Below are 16,991 nucleotides of genomic sequence, written 5' to 3' on the forward strand. Positions count from 1 at the left end.
GAAGAAGGGAAGGGATTGAGATTGAAACAAGTGTGCATCAGACCTGACGGAGTAGAAAAAGTAACTGGACATTTAAAGTTTTTAACAGATCTTTCGTTTCCGAATATGCTGTTTGCAAAAATTTTGCGAAGCGAATATCCGCATGCCAATATCGTTTCGATCTCAACGGAAAAAGCGGAGGAATTGCCGGGAGTTCGGGCTGTCATTACAAGCAAGGATGTTTTAGGTTTAAACGGGTTTGGCTTAATCTTTCCTGATCAGCCTGTTTTATGCAAAGATAAAGTTCGTTTTGTCGGCGATGCTGTCGCGGCTGTTGCTGCGGAAACAGAGGAAATCGCCGAAGCGGCGCTTCAGCTGATCGAAGTGGAATATGAGCCGCTGCCGGTTGTTGATGATCCGGAACAGGCTATGCTCCCTTCTTCTCCGCAGCTCCATCCGAACGGGAATATCCTACACCAAGCATCTTATCAAAGCGGCAATGTGGAAGAAGCATTTCAATCATGCGACTGTATTGTAGAGGAAACGTATCAACTTCCAAGGCAAATGCATGCGTACATGGAAACAGAGGGCGGGGTGTTTGTTCCGGAAAAAGACGGCACTTTGACGGTGTATGCCGGCACTCAGCATGGATATAAAGACCGATATCAATTAGCCCGCATTTTAAATATGCCGGAAGAAGACATCCGCGTCGTCTCAAGCCCGCTTGGCGGCTCTTTTGGCGGAAAAGACGAATTAAACATCCAGCCGTACGGAGCCTTATTGGCGCTGAAAACGGGATTTCCTGTAAAAATTCATCAAACGAGAAGGGAATCGGTGCGGTCAGGAATCAAAAGGCATCCGATGAAAATTAAAATGAAAACAGGTGCGAAAAAAAACGGCAAAATCATCGCCCATCAAGTGCGAATTATAGCGGATACCGGCGCATATGCAACGTTAGGCCCCGCAGTATTGGATTTTGCGGTTGAACATGCGACAGGCCCATACATGATCCCGAATATTCAAGTTGAAGGCTATTCGGTTTTTACGAATAACGGTGTTGCCGGTGAATTTAGAGGCTTTGGAGGAAACCAAGTAACCTTCGCATTGGAAGGGCAAATCGATCGCTTGGCAGTCAAGCTTGGAATGAGTCCGCTTGAACTCAGACAAAAAAATCTGCGCCAGGCACATGATCCCGGTCCTGTCGGGCAAAAAATCGCCCCAACTGACGGCGCTCAACAAGTTTTAAAACAGATCAGCCAATCGAAACTATTAAACAGCTGCCGAAAACAAGATCATAACGGCTTGATTAAGACAGGCGTCGGGGTGGCAATCACCATGCACGGCGGAGGGCTGGGCTATGGACGTTTAGATCCGGCTGGCGGGAGAATTTCATTGAACGAGGAAGGAAAAATCGAAATTGCTTTTGGGTTTGAAGAATTTGGCCAAGGCTTGCTCGCAGTGATTGAACAAATTGCCATTCGAGCAATAGGCTGCTCCCGAGAGGATTTACACATTGTCATCGGCGATACGTACAAAGTCCCGCGTTCAGGCTCATCAACTGCTTCAAGGGGTACGAGCATGGTTTGGCAAGCCATTCAACGGATGAAAGCTCCGTTTCAAAACAGCCTGTTGGAAAGAGCCTCGCAATGTACGGATGTGCCAGTCAGTCAATTAAAAATAGGCGAAAAAGGTGTTTGGCACCAAGATGAGCTGCTGATTTCATACAAAGAACTGGCAAAACAAACGATAGACAAGCCGCTGATCATTGAAACTCGATTTGACTTTCCGGCAACCCCTTGCTCCATACCAGGCGGACATTTTTTATATTCGTTTGCAGCTTGTGCCGTTAAGGTGGAAGTAGATCTGGCAACTGGATTTGTTCGTGTAAAACATTTAGAGCAAGCCGTTGCCGCTGGTCCTGTTATTTTTCCGCAAGGATATTTGGGACAAATTGAAGGCGGATCCGTGATGGCGTTAGGCTATACATTAACGGAAGAAGCGCTGATAGAAAAAGGAACATATGTAACGGAAAACTTTGATACGTATTTAATTCCGACGATAAAAGATGTCCCCCTTTCGATTGACATCACCGCAATCGAGGAGTTGTGCGAAGAGGATGAATATGGGCCAAGAGGCGTCGGGGAAATTGGCACGGTTGCTGTTGCCCCTGCCATCGCAATGGCCATTTATGATGCGACTGGCATCTGGGTGAATAAGCTACCGGTATCAAGGGAAGAAATCGTCAATAAGATGATGGAAACGGAGATGAGCAAATGGCTGACAAGCAAATGAGCTCAAGCATAAAATTACCGTCTGAAGAACGAATGCGCATGTCGATTTTTGTGAATGGCAAAAAGAAAGAGCTTGAGATTCATCCGGCCGCTCGGCTAGTTGACATTTTAAGAGAGCAGCTGCATCTGACTGGCACAAAGATTTCCTGCGGAATTGGCCGCTGCGGCGCCTGCTCTGTCATCATGAACGGCAGGCTAGTGAATGCCTGTTTAGTTAGAGCTTATCAAGCAAATGAAAAAGAAATTGTTACAATTGAAGGACTTGCGGAAAAAGGGCTTCATCCGATTCAGCAGGCGTTTTTGGAAGAGGGAGGTTTCCAATGCGGATATTGCACCCCAGGAATGATTATGGCTGTCAAAGCGATTTTGGATCAATATCCGAATCCAACTAGTCAGCAAATAGTTGACGGTTTATCAGGAAATCTTTGCCGATGCACAGGCTACTCCGGTATTATTAGAGCAGTTCAAAAGCTTGCTGAAAAAGAAACATCTCGCTTAGACAGCAAATGTTAAGAAGGCGGAGCAGTTCGGCGATTTTTTTAACATGATCAGTTGAAAGAAATTATAGATTTTAGCGTTTTTCGGCTTGTTTCCTTGTCTGCAGCGTTAAAAATTTATGGCTATCGCCGAATGAAATTCGTCATACATCGAAAATAAGTGACCCATAAACGAATATATGCCTGATGAAAACAACCGGTATTCAATCTGTAATTCGTTGTAAAAAGAACCGTTACGTTTCATCATCAGCGGTGCATGTGGCTGAGAATGTATTAAATCGCAAATTTTTTAGCAAGTAAGCCAAATGAAAAATGGCTGACGGATGTCACGGAATTCAAGATAGGAAACGGTAAAAAAGCGTATTTGAGTGCAATTCTAGATCTGTATAGTTATGTATTAGGGCATTCGAACAATCATCAACTTGTGTTTCAAACAGTTGATCACGCTATCGCAAGGGTCAAGTCCAACCCTGCCCTAGATTCCTGGCAAATCACATCACCGCTGCTTTTTTACACAACATTCAGGACTTAATCTATCACAAGTTTAAAAGAACATAAACAACTTTTGATTTATAGTACATCTCATGGGCTTAAGAAGCGAATAATCGAAGCAAAGCGAACACATAGTATGTCAAGAGTGGGACGCTGCATGGAAAACGCCCCAATGGAATCTTTTTGGGCAACCTGAACGTGTGAAAGGTATGATCTGAAACGATATGAAACGTTTAAAGCGTTACAACAAGCGATTAAGAGTTTTATAATAACAAACGCGATCAAGAAAAATTAAACGGCTTAAGCCCATTAGAATTTAGAGCTCAAGCCGTTTAAAGCAATTTATGATTTCCACTGTCTGCTTGACAGGGGACAGTTCAACTTTTGGACAATCCCTTTAAGAAAGTTATTTTCTTTTTAATAAAATAGCTAATATCAATGATGTTTGTAGAGAAATGATAATTAAAAGAGATAGTATTAATTCACTATCTAAAGAAGTATCATAATTAAGTATATAAAATAAAATGACCGATACAACTAGAATAAGAATAAAGTTGGCAATCGTTTGTATCATAGACTTACCACTCCAACTAGATTAATAAGATAAAGTTAATGCGTATGATTTTGTATCTGTTTTTGGAGTTGACGTGATTGATAAACCTGCTGGATAAACTGATATACTAGGTGTTCCAGCAATTCTTTGATGACCATATTCCATTTTTAGCATTTTTTGATTTAGGAACATATACATATTGACCAATGTACCCTTTGTGTTTTGTATGACTAGTAGAAGGTTTTAAATCATATGAGCCAGCCACACCAGCACTTGGCTCCCAATTACTCGGAGAATACTTAATTGAATAATCAATCGAACGTCCATTTCCTTGAGGATCTTGAGAATATCTATGTTGGTGCTGTTTTACTGTTCCTCCGCTAGTTGGTAGATATAATCCTGAATTTGAAGGGAAACCAATAGTCATTTTATCAACTAAATGAAAAGAAGGTGTTTTTAACCATTGAAAGTTACCATATATATAAAATTTATCTTCTTTTGAACGATCACTAGTTACTTTATATACTGTTCCACCTAATTTTAAAGTTGAAGAAGCAATAGTTCCCATAGTACTAATTTGTCCTGGTTTAACATCTTTTGGTTCATATATAGTAATAATTTCTGATCCAGAATCTATAACTTTAGCTTCCTCTTCAATTAATTGTCTAGCAACTTCAATGGGCAGAGCATCAGCTTCTTCTTGAGTGTTGCCAACTTCATTTACAGATAGTTTAATTCTTCTTGTGTAAGACTTTCTTCATTAACATTTGCATCGTTTTCTGCAGCAAATTCTACTAAATTTAGGGAAAATAAAAATGCAATTACATAAACCTATTTTCTTAAGCATTTTAAAATCCTACTTATTTCTGATTTTTTAAAATATTAACACATTTACTAGTCTTTTTACAATATTAAAAAATTTATCCTCATATCCAAAGTGTTTGTTGAATGTAAAATAAAAGTAGCGAACCGCATTATTATGGGCGTAAGCCTGTTTGCTGATAGCCTGATGTATTTTATAGAGGAGATGAACGTAAATAGTAAATTTGAATATATATTGATGAGTTCCGTTTTTTCACGTTTTTCATATGGTCTTCTTTCATGCGCATGAAGGTTGCGTCTTTATCCGTTTTAGAATAGCTGTTACGGTTGCCAAAGATTTCTTTTTGTTCCTTGTATTTAACCTGCCGTAGGATAAAATCTTCTCGAATTTGCTTCACAAATTTCTTTCATTGACTGCGCTTATGTTGCTTGTCCTTATGTATGTTTGTATCTGTTTCCTTTTCGATTTCTTCTGATAACTTTTCCACTTTTTCTTCTAATTTCTTAGCGGCTTCCTCTAGGTTTGGTTCTCATCTTTATCTGTATTGATTGTTTTTCTTTTGTTTCGCTCCAGCTTCCAATTGTTGCTCATAAAATCGTCCTTTCTGAAATATTGTGAGGCAACTTTCTTTTACTAGAAGGGACGATTTTTTTTGCTTTTTTAAATAAAGGGGGTCTCCCAAAAGTCAGTAACGCTGACTTTTGGAAGGCCCCGTTTTTTCATGACGTTGTTGAAGAAAGTATTTGTATCCGATTAACTTCCCCGATACACTTGATACCCCCACGGTGAAATAAGCAATGGAACATGATAATGGGCATTTGCATCAGAAATGCCGAAGCGGACGACGACGTGATTAAGAAACAGCGGCTCCTTCAAGGATAAACCTTTGTTTTTAAAATAATCTCCAATGTAAAACAGAAGTTCATAAGTTCCCGGTGTTAATTGCTGCTCAGTGATGAGCGGTTCGTCAACCCGACCGTTTTCGTTTGTGAATGCGGTTTTGAGCAGCTGTTTTTCCGTTTCGTTTTGATCTGTAACAGAAAACAGCTCGATTTTGACGTTTTGTGCAGGCGTACCGTGAGTTAAATCTAAAATATGTGTTGTTAATCCTTTCATATTCCATCTCCTTATTGACCTTTTTATTTGCCTCGTTTTTCATTTTGGAAGCCCGTTTTGTTACTTTGGAAGCGCTTGTCTGACGGGGCATGGCATTTGAATCACGGCTTTCTTTCACTATTTAACAAGCGTGTAATTTCTTTGGTTATTATTTCTCAGCAGATTCAGTTGTACCGCCATTTATGGCGCTTAAAAAGAATATGGCTTCGTACTGTGCAAAAGATCAAAAATAACGAAAGTCAATTTGTTCTATCAAAATGGAATGTACGTGTCAGCATAGGTTTCTCTCTTCTTTCACTATATCCTTCAGTCGAAAATAGGCAATTTTTTTAATTTCTGCTATTGCTTGCTCTATCTCTGCTTCCGCATTGTTTTTGATTCGCTGTTCAATCGATGCAAATATTTCCTGCTTTGTTTTGCCGCGCACAGCCAAAATAAACGGGAATTGAAATTTTTCCATATACGTTTCGTTTAATTTTAACAATCGATCGAATTCTTCATCTGTCAGTTTTTGCAGCCCCGCTTTTTGTTGTTCTGTTTGCGAAAATCGGGTCATTTTTGTTCTTGCGCCTAAAGCAGGGTGATTGCGAATAAGCGCCAATTTTTCGTGTTCGTCAGCTTGATCCACGATCTCAGCCATTTTGGAAAAAAGCGATTGCACGGAAGAAAACGGGCGGAATTTTTCTGCTTTTTCTGCCACCCATGTTGAATCTTCAAATATCCCGCCTAGCTTCTCAATAAATTCAGCCGCACTGAGTTGGTTAACTTGTTCTATGTCCATTCGGCTTTCTCCTTTCGTTTTTAAAATTTGATCGTTGTCGGTTTTAACTGTTCGACAGCAGAAGATTTTTTCAGTGAGAAATGGTGAAAAAATAAGTTTAAAAAGATGGCTGTAAGACTGCCTGTTATAATCCCATCACTAAAAAGAATTCGCAGCATAGGCGGCAGCTGTGCAAACAAATCAGGAACAACTGTGGAACCCAATCCGAGGGAAATGGAGCAGGCAATTACTAACAAATTGCTTTGCTGTTGAAAATCAACAGTGCTTAACATTTTAATGCCTGAAGCAACGACCATGCCAAACATGATCACCATTGCTCCCCCTAATACAGATGTTGGGATCATCGTGGCAAAAGCAGCAATTTTCGGAATAAATCCAAGGGTGACAAGTATAAAGCCGGCAACGATCGCAACGCTTCTCGTTTTTATATTTGTCAGCTGCACAAGTCCAACGTTTTGAGCGAACGTGTTGTACGGGAAAGCGTTCAAACAACCGCCGATGATGAAAGCCAATCCTTCGGCACGATATCCGCGCGCAAGATCTTGGTCGCTAAGATCTTTTCCGCAAATTTTGCTTAGGGCTAAAAAGGCGCCAGTCGATTCAATCATGATGACAATGCCCACTAATGTCATTGTTAAGATCGGCACAAGCTCAAAAGTAGGTGTACCGAAATACAAAAATTTCGGAGAATGAATCCATGAAGCTTGCATTACTTCTTTCACATCAACCTCTCCCATAAAAGCCGCGGCGACCGTACCCGCGATAATCCCGATAAGCACAGAGATTGCCCGAAAAAAGCCTGTGAAAAATCGATTCATAAACAAAATCAAAAGAAAAACCCCAAATGAAAGGAGCAAATTTTCCGGATCACCAAATTTCGGACTTCCTGCACCGCCCGCCATGTTTTTAATCCCGACCGGTATTAAGGACAGTCCTATAAGGGTGACAACTGTACCTGTCACGACCGGCGGGAACAATAATCTTGTTATTTTGCCAAAGAGCGGAGCAAAAAGAATAATGAATATTCCTGCGGCAATGATCGATCCATAGATTGCATTGATGCCGTACTCTTTTCCGATCCCGATCATCGGTGTAACAGCAACAAATGAAGCACCTAATATGACAGGTAAACCAATGCCGAAATATTTTGTTTTGAACGCCTGCAGCAGGGTGGCGATTCCGCATGTCAATAAATCAATCGCAACTAGATATGACAGCTCCTGCGTCGAAAGGTTTAACGCTCCTCCGACAACAAGAGGAACAACAATGGCGCCTGCATACATCGCCAGTACATGCTGCAAACCAAGTGAAAAAAGATGAGTTCCTCCATTTTGATTTGTCAAGTGACCTCTCCTCCTCTTATGTAAAAAAATATAACACTAGATGTTATTTGTTTTTCATAATAAAAGAACGATGTAGTGAAGTCATTGGATGAATTACATAATCGTTTTTGCAAAATTTAGTTAATGTATCTAAAGCTTTATAGACAAATTACATTTTCATTTACTAAAGCTCTTGCCTCAATTTTTTTATAATTGAAGCAAATTTTTTATGCGGAATGCCAAGCGGAGGCTAATAGTGGCTTCTGGATCCTTTAAGCTTTTTCCGATGAGCTCCTCGCATTTTTCTAATCGATAGATCACCGTATTGCGATGAACGAAAAGCTTTTTGGCTGTTTCAGAAATTTGACAGTGATTTTCCAAAAATAAAAACAGCGTTTGCAGCAGAGCCTGTTTTTCAGTGTCTGCCGGGTCTGAAAGGTTTGTCAAAATCTGTTCGTAAAAATCAATCAGCTCTTCTTTTGGAATCATTTTCAATAGCGTATAAATATCTTTTTTCTTATGAATTTGAATGAATTCTTGATTTCCGGAATACTGTTCTTCTTCCAGCACTTCCAACGCTTCTTTATAGCCTTTTTTTACATCTAAAAATTGTTGGCAAAGACTGCCGATGCCGAATGAGACAGTCCGTTGGAACCTGCTTCTAATTTTCGCTTGCAATTCCTTTAAAAACGGCATGATGGAAGAATGAAGCTCCAGCCATGATTTTTGAATCGGGAAGAGCAAAATGCCTACGTTCCCCTTCACAAAAAAATGAACAGGATTTGGGAACGCATCAGCTTCTTTTTCCATAAATTCAAAAATCCGTTCATTTTCTTTATGGAATTGTGTAAACGTTAAAGATTTTTTTCTTTCATCCAATTTTCCTGCTGCACAAAAATACGATTGATCATTGCGAATTTTAAATTCTTTTGCTTTAATGACAATCTCTTCTTTTGATTGAAAGGCGCCATCTGTAAAATTGATAAAAAATTCATTTTGAACTTTTCGTTTATGTTGTTTAAGAGCATTTTTTTTCATCAATTCAAATGAAATGACATTTGTCGCTTGTTCAATCGTCAACACAAGCGAAGGACTGTGAAAAGGAATGGCATCAAAAACAATTAAACATCCGCTGTTGCTTTCATGAGTGTAAATGGGAAAAACGGAAACAGTTCGTTTACTAGAAATAATGGAAAAACAAGTGTAAGAGCTTGGCTGTAAGAAAAAGCGAAATCCGTCTGAGTACATTTCCTCGATTTCCGGCAGACTCGATGAAACGGAAGATGAAGAAGCAATCATTTGAAAGTGCTGATCCAACAGTAAAATTGGACAGCCGATCAAATTTGCCAAATTTTCCAGTAATGAGACGAGCCCTTTTCCTCTTAAAATATGGTTTGTAAATTGCTGATGGATTTCAATCGCATTGAGCAATTCGTTTGTCCGTTTGTCCAATATATAGCTTAATGTCTGGTTCACAACCTCTCCTAACGTAACCTCAATCGGCAATTCAATAATTGGGAAATTTTTTTCATTTGCATACTTCAGGCAAGCCTCCGGAATTTCTTCCAAAAATCGCTTCATTTTAATTGCCAACCCTGCACATTGCTGATCCGCCATATTTTTGATGAGTGCGAGCAGATCATTCGGATTGTCTTTTAAATGAAAGGCAGTTGTTACAAGCAGTTCATTCGGTTTCAGGAAATCGATGATATCCGGTGCATCCATCATATTGACGCTGAAAACTTCTCGATCTTTTCCGTTATGGCCGGCGATGAGCTTGGCATTTTTCATAACGGGAATTTTTAATATTTCGGAAATTTTCATTTTTTCAGCTCCTTTGTCTTCAAATTTTAGTGAACATGCACAAAAGATGGTGAAATTTATATCAAAATTGCCAATGTATATGAAAAAGAATAACGATAAAATAAAGTAAATTCACATTTTATGGAACAAAATGTAACAAGGATATTTGCTTATTTTGAATAGAAAAGAGGGAAGAGACATGACCGTTCATTTACTTGGGCCCATTCAGCTTGAAGAGGAAGTTGAAAGGCTGATCGAATGGCTTGCAACATTCGGTAAAACGGAAAAAGGCGGAGTTACCCGGCTGTTATATAGCGAACAATGGCTGTCAGCGCAGGAAGCGTTGAAGGAGAAAATGGAGGAATGCGGATTAGCTCCATATTTTGATGACGTCGGCAACTTGTTCGGCCGAGCAGAAGGATCATCTCCATCCTCCAAAACAATCTTAACTGGTTCGCATATCGATACGGTTATTGAAGGAGGAAAATATGACGGCGCATACGGCATTATTGCCGGCTTGTTGGCGACTCATTATTTATTAAAGCGTTTTGGAACACCAAAAAAAACGATTGAGGTCGTATCCTTATGTGAAGAGGAAGGCAGCCGGTTTCCGCTTACATTTTGGGGGTCAGGCTCTGTAACGGGGAGGCGCTCTTTTAAACATATACAAAAAATTGTTGATTCTAAAGGGATTTCGTTTGTGCAAGCAATGAATGAATGCGGTTTTGGACAGGAAAGATTTCGCCAGCCATTTCGAAACGATATTCAATGCTTTATTGAGCTGCACATCGAACAGGGCTCTGTGTTAGAAAAAAAGAAAAAATCGTTGGGCATTGTCAGCGACATTGTTGGACAGCGCCGCTATCAAGTAAAGGTTGTCGGTGAAAGCAACCACGCAGGAACAACCCCGATGTCCTGCCGGAAAGATGCGGTGGCCATTGCCTCTGAACTGATTACCTATTTAATGAAACAAGCCAAACAGGTGTGCGACCAACTAAGAGTGACCGTCGGCAAAATAAAGGTTGAACCTAACGTTCCGAATGTGATTGCAGGTGAAGTCGTTTTTACGATCGATATCCGTCATCACGAGGAAGAACTATTGGAGCAATTTTGTTCAACATTTTCACGTCATTTTAAAAATGTGAGCGCACAATACAATGTCGATATTTTGTTAAATGAATGGCTGAACGTCAAGCCGGTCAAAATGGATCAACAATTGCTGAGGCTGTCAAAAGAAATTGCAGAAGAGCAAAATCTGTCTCATGAAATCTTGGTTAGCGGAGCGGGACATGATTCGCAAATGTTCGGAACCTATTGTCCGACTGCGCTTTTTTTTGTCCCGAGTCATAACGGAATCAGCCACTCGCCGAAGGAATATACCGCAGCGGCTCATTTAGAAAGCGGCGTTAAGTTTTTAATCCATTATTTATATAGATTGGCATATTAAAAGAAAGGATTGTGGACGAAATGAAATTTCTGCCTCTACAGACACCTAATAGAACGATCATGACACCGGGGCCTGTTGAAGTCGATCCGAGAGTTTTGCAGGCGATGAGTACGCCGATTTTAGGCCAATTTGATCCTGCATTTACTTCGATCATGAATGAAGTAATGGAAATGCTTCGTTATTTATTTCGTACGGACAACAAATGGGCGTTCCCTATCGATGGAACCTCCAGATCGGGCATTGAAGCGATGCTGGTGAGCATTATTGAACAGGGCGACAAAGTGCTGATCCCGATATACGGCCGGTTCGGCTATTTATTAACCGAAATATGCGAACGTTACGGGGCTGATGTCACTACAATTGAGCGTGAATGGGGAACGGTGTTTGACCCGGAGGATGTAATTAGAGAAATAAAGAAGGTTCAGCCGAAAATAGTCGCGATCGTCCATGGGGAAACCTCAACGGGGTGCATGCAGCCGCTTGAGGAGATCGGGAAAGCTTGCCGGGAGATGGATGTAATTCTTGTAGTCGATGCGGTTGCGACAATTGGAGGAACGGACGTGAATGTCGACGAATGGCAGCTTGACGGCGTGATCGGCGGGACGCAAAAATGCTTATCGGTTCCATCAGGGATGGCTCCCATCACATATAATGACAGAATTGAAAAAATCGTTTTGTCGCGTAAAAAGGTAGAAAGAGGAATTAGGACGGAATTGGATCAGCAAATGGCCACAGGTCAAACAATTATTAGCAACTATTTTGATTTAAGCCAGCTTCAAGATTATTGGAGCCCGCGGCGATTAAATCATCATACGGAAGCTACATCAATGCTTTACGCATTGCGTGAAGGCTTGAGGCTTATTATGGAGGAAGGATTGGATAATCGATTTGCACGCCACCGCCTCCATGAACGGGCATTAATGGCCGGGCTGGAAGCAATGGGACTCACATTGTTCGGCGATAAACGCTTTAAACTGCCGACCGTCACATGCGTCAACATACCGCAGGGCGTCGATGGAGAATCCGTGCGCCGCATGCTGCTGGATGAATTCGGGATTGAAATTGCCAGCTCGTTTGGCCCGCTCCACGGAAAAATCTGGAGGATCGGTACAATGGGCTACAGCTGCCGCAAAGAAAATATTCTCAAGCTGCTAACGGCATTGGAGGCAGTTCTCATCTATCACGGTGTTCGCATAAACAGAGGTGAAGGAGCACAAACAGCGCTGAGTATGTATGGAAAACAAAAAAGTAAAGTATCATCTTAGATATTTATGAAACTTTTTAACATGTTGATCGAACAATTGTTACCAAAAACAGTTGTTCGATTTTTTTAATTTTTGATATTTTACACAAAATCTTTTTTAATTTTTATTTATTTTGACAGTGGATAAATCAAAAAATTACGTATAATATACCAATATAGTTTCGTTATGTGTTAATAAAAGTTACATAAAGGGGTGAGAAATATGGCATTGATAGTTGAAAATGTAAAAAAGTTTTATAATGATCATCTTGTTTTAAAAGGGATAAACCTTACTGTTCAACCGCATGAATTTATTTGTGTATTGGGAAGCAGTGGCGGCGGAAAATCAACTCTATTAAATTTGATTGCGGGATTTATTAAACCAGATGAAGGAGTGATTAAGGTAAACGGATCTTTTGTAACAAAACCTTCCAAGGAAAGAGGAGTCGTTTTTCAAGATCATGCACTATACCCTTGGTTCACTGTTTTAGAAAATATCGCTTTTGGACCAATCGTGCAAGGGATGCCAAAAAAGAAAGCATTGGAAAAAGCATTACGTTATATAGAATTAATTGGTTTATCAGACTATGCAAACCATTATCCTGAACAACTTTCAGGAGGTATGAAACAACGCGTCGGCATTGCAAGAGCTTTAGCTGGAGAACCTGAAATTTTGTTAATGGACGAGCCTTTTGGAGCGTTAGATATGTTTACCCGTGAAAATATGAGAACTGAACTAATTCGTATATGGAAAGAAGTAAAGCCTACTATTATATTTATTACCCATGATTTAGCTGAAGCTGTCTATCTTGCAGATAGAGTAATTGTCATGAAAAATGGAATGATTGCTACAGAATTAGAGATTCATTTACCCCGTCCTCGAAATTATCGTGATCCTGCATTTAGTATTTTGATGGAGAATTTAGAAGAGCATTTTGTCAGCTAGTTAGGAGGAAGCTTATGAAAAATATGGCGGCCAGACAAGAAGCGGTTTCTGTCTATACGAAAAAAGTGGACAAGGTTAGAAATAAAAAATATTTACATGCTATTCCAATAATTTCTTTTTTTGTTTTATGGGAAGTCATTACAAGATTAAATATAAATTTTTCCATAGTAAATCCCGTTTTTTTTCCACCGCCTTCACTAATATTTCTAAATGGTGTAGAACTATTTCATTCAGGATTAATTACAGACAGTATTGTATCGAGTACGATCCGAATAGTAATTGGCTTTGCAATCGGAGTATTTCTCGGGGTGATTGCCGCATTATTGATAGGAAGGGTAGAGAAAATTGAATTTTGGTTTATGCCTGTCTTTAACATGATCGGCCCTATTCCAGCCTTAGCGTTGCTGCCTTTATTTATTATTTGGTTCGGAATTGGCGAAATTCCAAAAATTATATTAATTGCTTGGACAACATTTTTTCCAGTTATGACGAATACATTTGATGGAATTAAAAGTGTTCATTCTTCTTATATTCGTTCTGCATTAAGCTTAGGCGCAAATGATAGACAAATATTTAAGAAAATTATTATTCCGTCAACATTACCAAATATTTTTACTGGATGTCAAATAAGTTTAGGATTGGCTTTTTCAGCATTAGTGGTTTCAGAAATGATGGGTGCAAAAAGTGGTTTAGGGTATATTATTGTGGACGCTCGAAACTATATGAAAATTTTAAATATGTATGTAGCTATTATTTTAATAGGTATTGAATATAGTCTTTTTTCCTTGTTATTAAAAGTGATTGAGAAAAAACTATTGAAATGGAGAACAGGCGGATTTGAAAATGCTGTAGAAAAATAATAAGGGAGGAATTATAAATGAGAAAAATTTTTCTTTTTTGCCTAGTTTTTTTGACAATGTTTGCAATCGTTGCGTGCGGTTCAAACAGTTCGACAACAACTAGTGAAAATAGTAATAAAGCGAGTGATGAACTAGAAGTGAAGGATATAACATTAGTAGGGGTAAGAGATGCGCAAATTTCTTCACAACAAATCATTGCAGATAAGTTAGGATTTTTTAAGGAAGAAGGGCTAAACGTAACAAACCAATTAATTGAAAGCGGACCAGATATTGGACCTATGATTGCTGGTGGAAGTGCTCCGGTTAGTTTACAAACAAATTTTATGGATATTATTTTAGCTTCCTCAGGCGTTAAGGTGAAAATCGTAGCTCCGCTTGCACAAATTGCAGGAACACAAGCGGTTGTAGCGGGCAAACATGCTGAAATTAATTCTCCAAAAGATTTGGAAGGAAAATCAATAGGTATTCCTAGTGGTGCTGATGTAATGATTGCAATTCAAAATATGGCAAACGATTATAATGTTGACATAAAAAAGATAAATTTTGTGAACCTAGCTCCTAGCGATGCTTTAACTGCTCTTGAAAAAGGTGATATTGATGCAATGGCTGCTTGGGAACCGTTTATAACGAAGGCTATCAACAGCGGAGGAAAACTACTATTTAGCGGTACGGTTGACAATTTTGATGGAAAAGAAAAATCTGTTGATTGGATGAGTGTTCATACAACACTGCAAGTAACAGATGATTTCCTAAAAGAAAATCCGAATACGGTAAAAGCAATCATTAGGGCTTTAATAAAAGCTACAGATTACATTAATAAGAATAGAGAAGAAGCAATTAAAATTTTAGCGCCTGAACTTCATTTAGAAGAAAGCGAGTTAAAGGAAATTATGAATAGAAATGTTTATACAATGCAAGTCGACGATTCCTTTATGAACAAAAGCAATGGTTCTGAAGTAGGAGAATATTTATTGAGTGTAGGAAATATCAAAAATATCCCAAATAAGAAAGATTATATTGATTTTTCATTATTAGAAGAAGTTGAACCGGAACTTATGAATAACAAATAACATGAAAAAAGCATGATGGAAAAATTTTTATTTTAAATGGAGTTTGATAAAAATGATCTACGATCTTATAGTCAAAAACGGAAGCGTTGTGTTTCATGACGAAGTGAAAAAAACAAATTTAGCTGTTAAAGACGGCATTGTTGTTGGATTTGGCGATGACATTGACGGGGAAGCCGATGTCGTTTGGGATGCGGAAGGCCAATACGTTTTTCCCGGATTGATTGATGTCCATGTTCATTTCAATGAACCGGGCAGAGAGGATTGGGAAGGTTTTTCAACAGGTTCATCTATGCTTGCAGCGGGCGGCTGTACAACGTTTTTTGATATGCCGCTGAACGGTGTCCCTTCTACAACTGATCTTGAAGCTCTTCAACAAAAAGGAAAAATAGGCGAGAAAAAGTCATTCGTTGACTTTGGATTGTGGGGCGGGCTTGTTCCGGGCAATGAAAATGATTTAGCGCCTCTTGCGGAAAAAGGAGTTGTCGGATTTAAAGCTTTCATGTCCCCGAGCGGCAATAAAGAGTTCGCAGCGGTTGATGATAATACGCTCTTGAATGGAATGAAAACGATCGCCGGCTTGCGTAAAATTTTGGCTCTTCATGCAGAAGACGGCGCAATGGTGCAATTTTTGCAGAGAGAAAAAGAGCGGCAAGAAAAATTCGGTCCGGACGATTATTTACAATCAAGACCGATTGCTGCGGAATGGCTAGCTGTCAGAAAAGCCATTACATTTGCGGAACAGACCGGCTGTTCTTTGCATTTCGTTCATATCAGCAGTGCAGAAGCCGTTGAAGAAATCCAGCAAGCGAAGAAAAGAGGACTTGATGTCACATTGGAAACGTGCCCGCATTATCTTTTGTTTGACCATGAACATACGAAAAAGCTTGGAGCGGTTGCAAAATGCGCTCCCCCATTGCGCGAATTAAGCGACCAGAAAAAATTGGTTGATTTGTTTTTAAAAGATCAGATTGACTTTGTCGCATCCGACCATTCCCCGTCGCCATGGAGCTTGAAAGAAGATGAAACGAATTTTTTCAATGTTTGGGGAGGAATCAGCGGGGGGCAATTTACATTGATGGCGATGATCGAACTAGCGGTTCGCTATCGCATTCCTTTTCCGAAGCTGATTCATTGGACATCTGCTAGACCCGCCAAACGATTTGGATTGGACGGGAAAAAAGGGGAAATTGCAAAAGGAAAAGACGCAGATTTTGTGATTATAAGTTTAAAAGATTCCTTCACAGTCGAGAAAAACAGTTTGCTTCAAAAACACAAGCATAGTTTATATGTCAATCATACATTTCCTTGCAAAATCCTTGCGACATTTCAACGGGGGAAATTGGTATTTGACAACGGGCGCATACGGGCTTCCAAGCCTCTTGGCCAATGGCTGAAGTTATGATGGAAAGGGTAAGGGGGCTGTCTAATAAGTCAATTTTCCGGCTTATAAACGCCCCTTTAATGTTTTAGAAACGTTGATATATAAATGTTTATAATGTTTCGCTTTCAATGGATTTTGACTTTCTGGACAGCTTTTTTTGAACGTTTTCCGTATCCTCCATTTTGCAATCATGTTCCGTGAAAAGTTTTCAAAAAATTTTTTAGCACGTTATCTGCAGCCTTAAAGGACTTGTCGGAAAACCGAAACAGGAAGTTTGGTTAGGCAAATAAAAATGTGAACAGGGGATCTGCGAATATTGAGGTTGGCCCAATAAATAAATGAATAGGTCAGTCTTACGAATTTGTTCAGCTTTTTTGCCGAGTGACA

General features: G+C 39.6%; 13 protein-coding genes and 2 pseudogenes. 10 read left to right on the forward strand and 5 right to left on the reverse strand.

Annotated elements, in window-relative coordinates; all coding sequences use genetic code 11:
• Positions 1-15: 15 nt before the first annotated feature.
• The 4 genes and pseudogenes from pucD to FB379_RS19225 form a co-directional block, all read left to right on the forward strand.
• Positions 16-2,271, forward strand: a complete 2,256-nt coding sequence (pucD, locus tag FB379_RS10040) for a xanthine dehydrogenase subunit D (protein ID WP_144597867.1) — start codon at positions 16-18, stop codon at positions 2,269-2,271.
• Entirely contained in the window at positions 2,253-2,783 is a 531-nt protein-coding gene (locus tag FB379_RS10045) for a (2Fe-2S)-binding protein (RefSeq protein ID WP_144597869.1), read from the forward strand. The genes pucD and FB379_RS10045 overlap by 19 nt, the downstream gene beginning before the upstream one ends.
• Before the next feature lie 167 nt (positions 2,784-2,950).
• Positions 2,951-3,233: pseudogene (locus tag FB379_RS19220) on the forward strand (IS3-like element ISEnfa5 family transposase); the annotation flags it as partial.
• Between the two features lie 284 nt (positions 3,234-3,517).
• Positions 3,518-3,595: pseudogene (locus FB379_RS19225) on the forward strand (IS3 family transposase); the annotation flags it as partial.
• Positions 3,596-3,939: 344 nt separating this feature from the next.
• Here the strand turns inward: FB379_RS19225 and FB379_RS18570 are convergent.
• From FB379_RS18570 to FB379_RS10070, 5 genes are all read right to left on the reverse strand, one after another.
• The gene (locus FB379_RS18570; RefSeq protein ID WP_117016829.1) at positions 3,940-4,380 is read right to left on the reverse strand and encodes a hypothetical protein; all 441 of its coding nucleotides are present in this window, start codon (positions 4,378-4,380) and stop codon (positions 3,940-3,942) included.
• A gap of 1,008 nt (positions 4,381-5,388) precedes the next feature.
• Positions 5,389-5,751 carry a hydroxyisourate hydrolase gene (uraH, locus tag FB379_RS10055; protein ID WP_094245585.1) on the reverse strand — a complete coding sequence of 121 codons (363 nt, stop codon included), beginning with the start codon at positions 5,749-5,751 and terminating at the stop codon, positions 5,389-5,391.
• Between the two features lie 271 nt (positions 5,752-6,022).
• Entirely contained in the window at positions 6,023-6,532 is a 510-nt protein-coding gene (gene uraD / locus FB379_RS10060; RefSeq protein WP_094245586.1) for a 2-oxo-4-hydroxy-4-carboxy-5-ureidoimidazoline decarboxylase, read from the reverse strand.
• A gap of 20 nt (positions 6,533-6,552) precedes the next feature.
• Complete coding sequence (locus tag FB379_RS10065; RefSeq protein ID WP_277874800.1) at positions 6,553-7,875, reverse strand: nucleobase:cation symporter-2 family protein; 1,323 nt, start codon at positions 7,873-7,875, stop codon at positions 6,553-6,555.
• A gap of 186 nt (positions 7,876-8,061) precedes the next feature.
• The gene (locus FB379_RS10070; protein ID WP_144597871.1) at positions 8,062-9,678 is read right to left on the reverse strand and encodes a PucR family transcriptional regulator; all 1,617 of its coding nucleotides are present in this window, start codon (positions 9,676-9,678) and stop codon (positions 8,062-8,064) included.
• 178 nt (positions 9,679-9,856) lie between these two features.
• Between FB379_RS10070 and allC the strand changes: the two genes are divergently transcribed.
• From allC to allB, 6 genes are all read left to right on the forward strand, one after another.
• Positions 9,857-11,104 (forward strand): allantoate deiminase, encoded by a 1,248-nt coding sequence (gene allC / locus FB379_RS10075; protein WP_066249038.1) that lies wholly within the window; start codon positions 9,857-9,859, stop codon positions 11,102-11,104.
• A gap of 20 nt (positions 11,105-11,124) precedes the next feature.
• Complete coding sequence (locus FB379_RS10080; protein WP_144597872.1) at positions 11,125-12,369, forward strand: pyridoxal-phosphate-dependent aminotransferase family protein; 1,245 nt, start codon at positions 11,125-11,127, stop codon at positions 12,367-12,369.
• Between the two features lie 201 nt (positions 12,370-12,570).
• Entirely contained in the window at positions 12,571-13,293 is a 723-nt protein-coding gene (locus FB379_RS10085) for an ABC transporter ATP-binding protein (RefSeq protein ID WP_144597874.1), read from the forward strand.
• A 14-nt stretch (positions 13,294-13,307) separates the two neighbouring features.
• Entirely contained in the window at positions 13,308-14,153 is an 846-nt protein-coding gene (locus FB379_RS10090) for an ABC transporter permease (RefSeq protein WP_066249029.1), read from the forward strand.
• A 17-nt stretch (positions 14,154-14,170) separates the two neighbouring features.
• Positions 14,171-15,223, forward strand: coding sequence for an ABC transporter substrate-binding protein (locus FB379_RS10095; RefSeq protein ID WP_144597876.1), 1,053 nt, complete (start codon positions 14,171-14,173; stop codon positions 15,221-15,223).
• 52 nt (positions 15,224-15,275) lie between these two features.
• The gene (gene allB / locus FB379_RS10100; RefSeq protein ID WP_144597878.1) at positions 15,276-16,625 is read left to right on the forward strand and encodes an allantoinase AllB; all 1,350 of its coding nucleotides are present in this window, start codon (positions 15,276-15,278) and stop codon (positions 16,623-16,625) included.
• Positions 16,626-16,991: the final 366 nt, after the last annotated feature.

Origin of the sequence: Aeribacillus composti (genome assembly GCF_007827555.1) — a bacterium.
Taxonomy (GTDB): domain Bacteria; phylum Bacillota; class Bacilli; order Bacillales; family Aeribacillaceae; genus Aeribacillus; species Aeribacillus composti.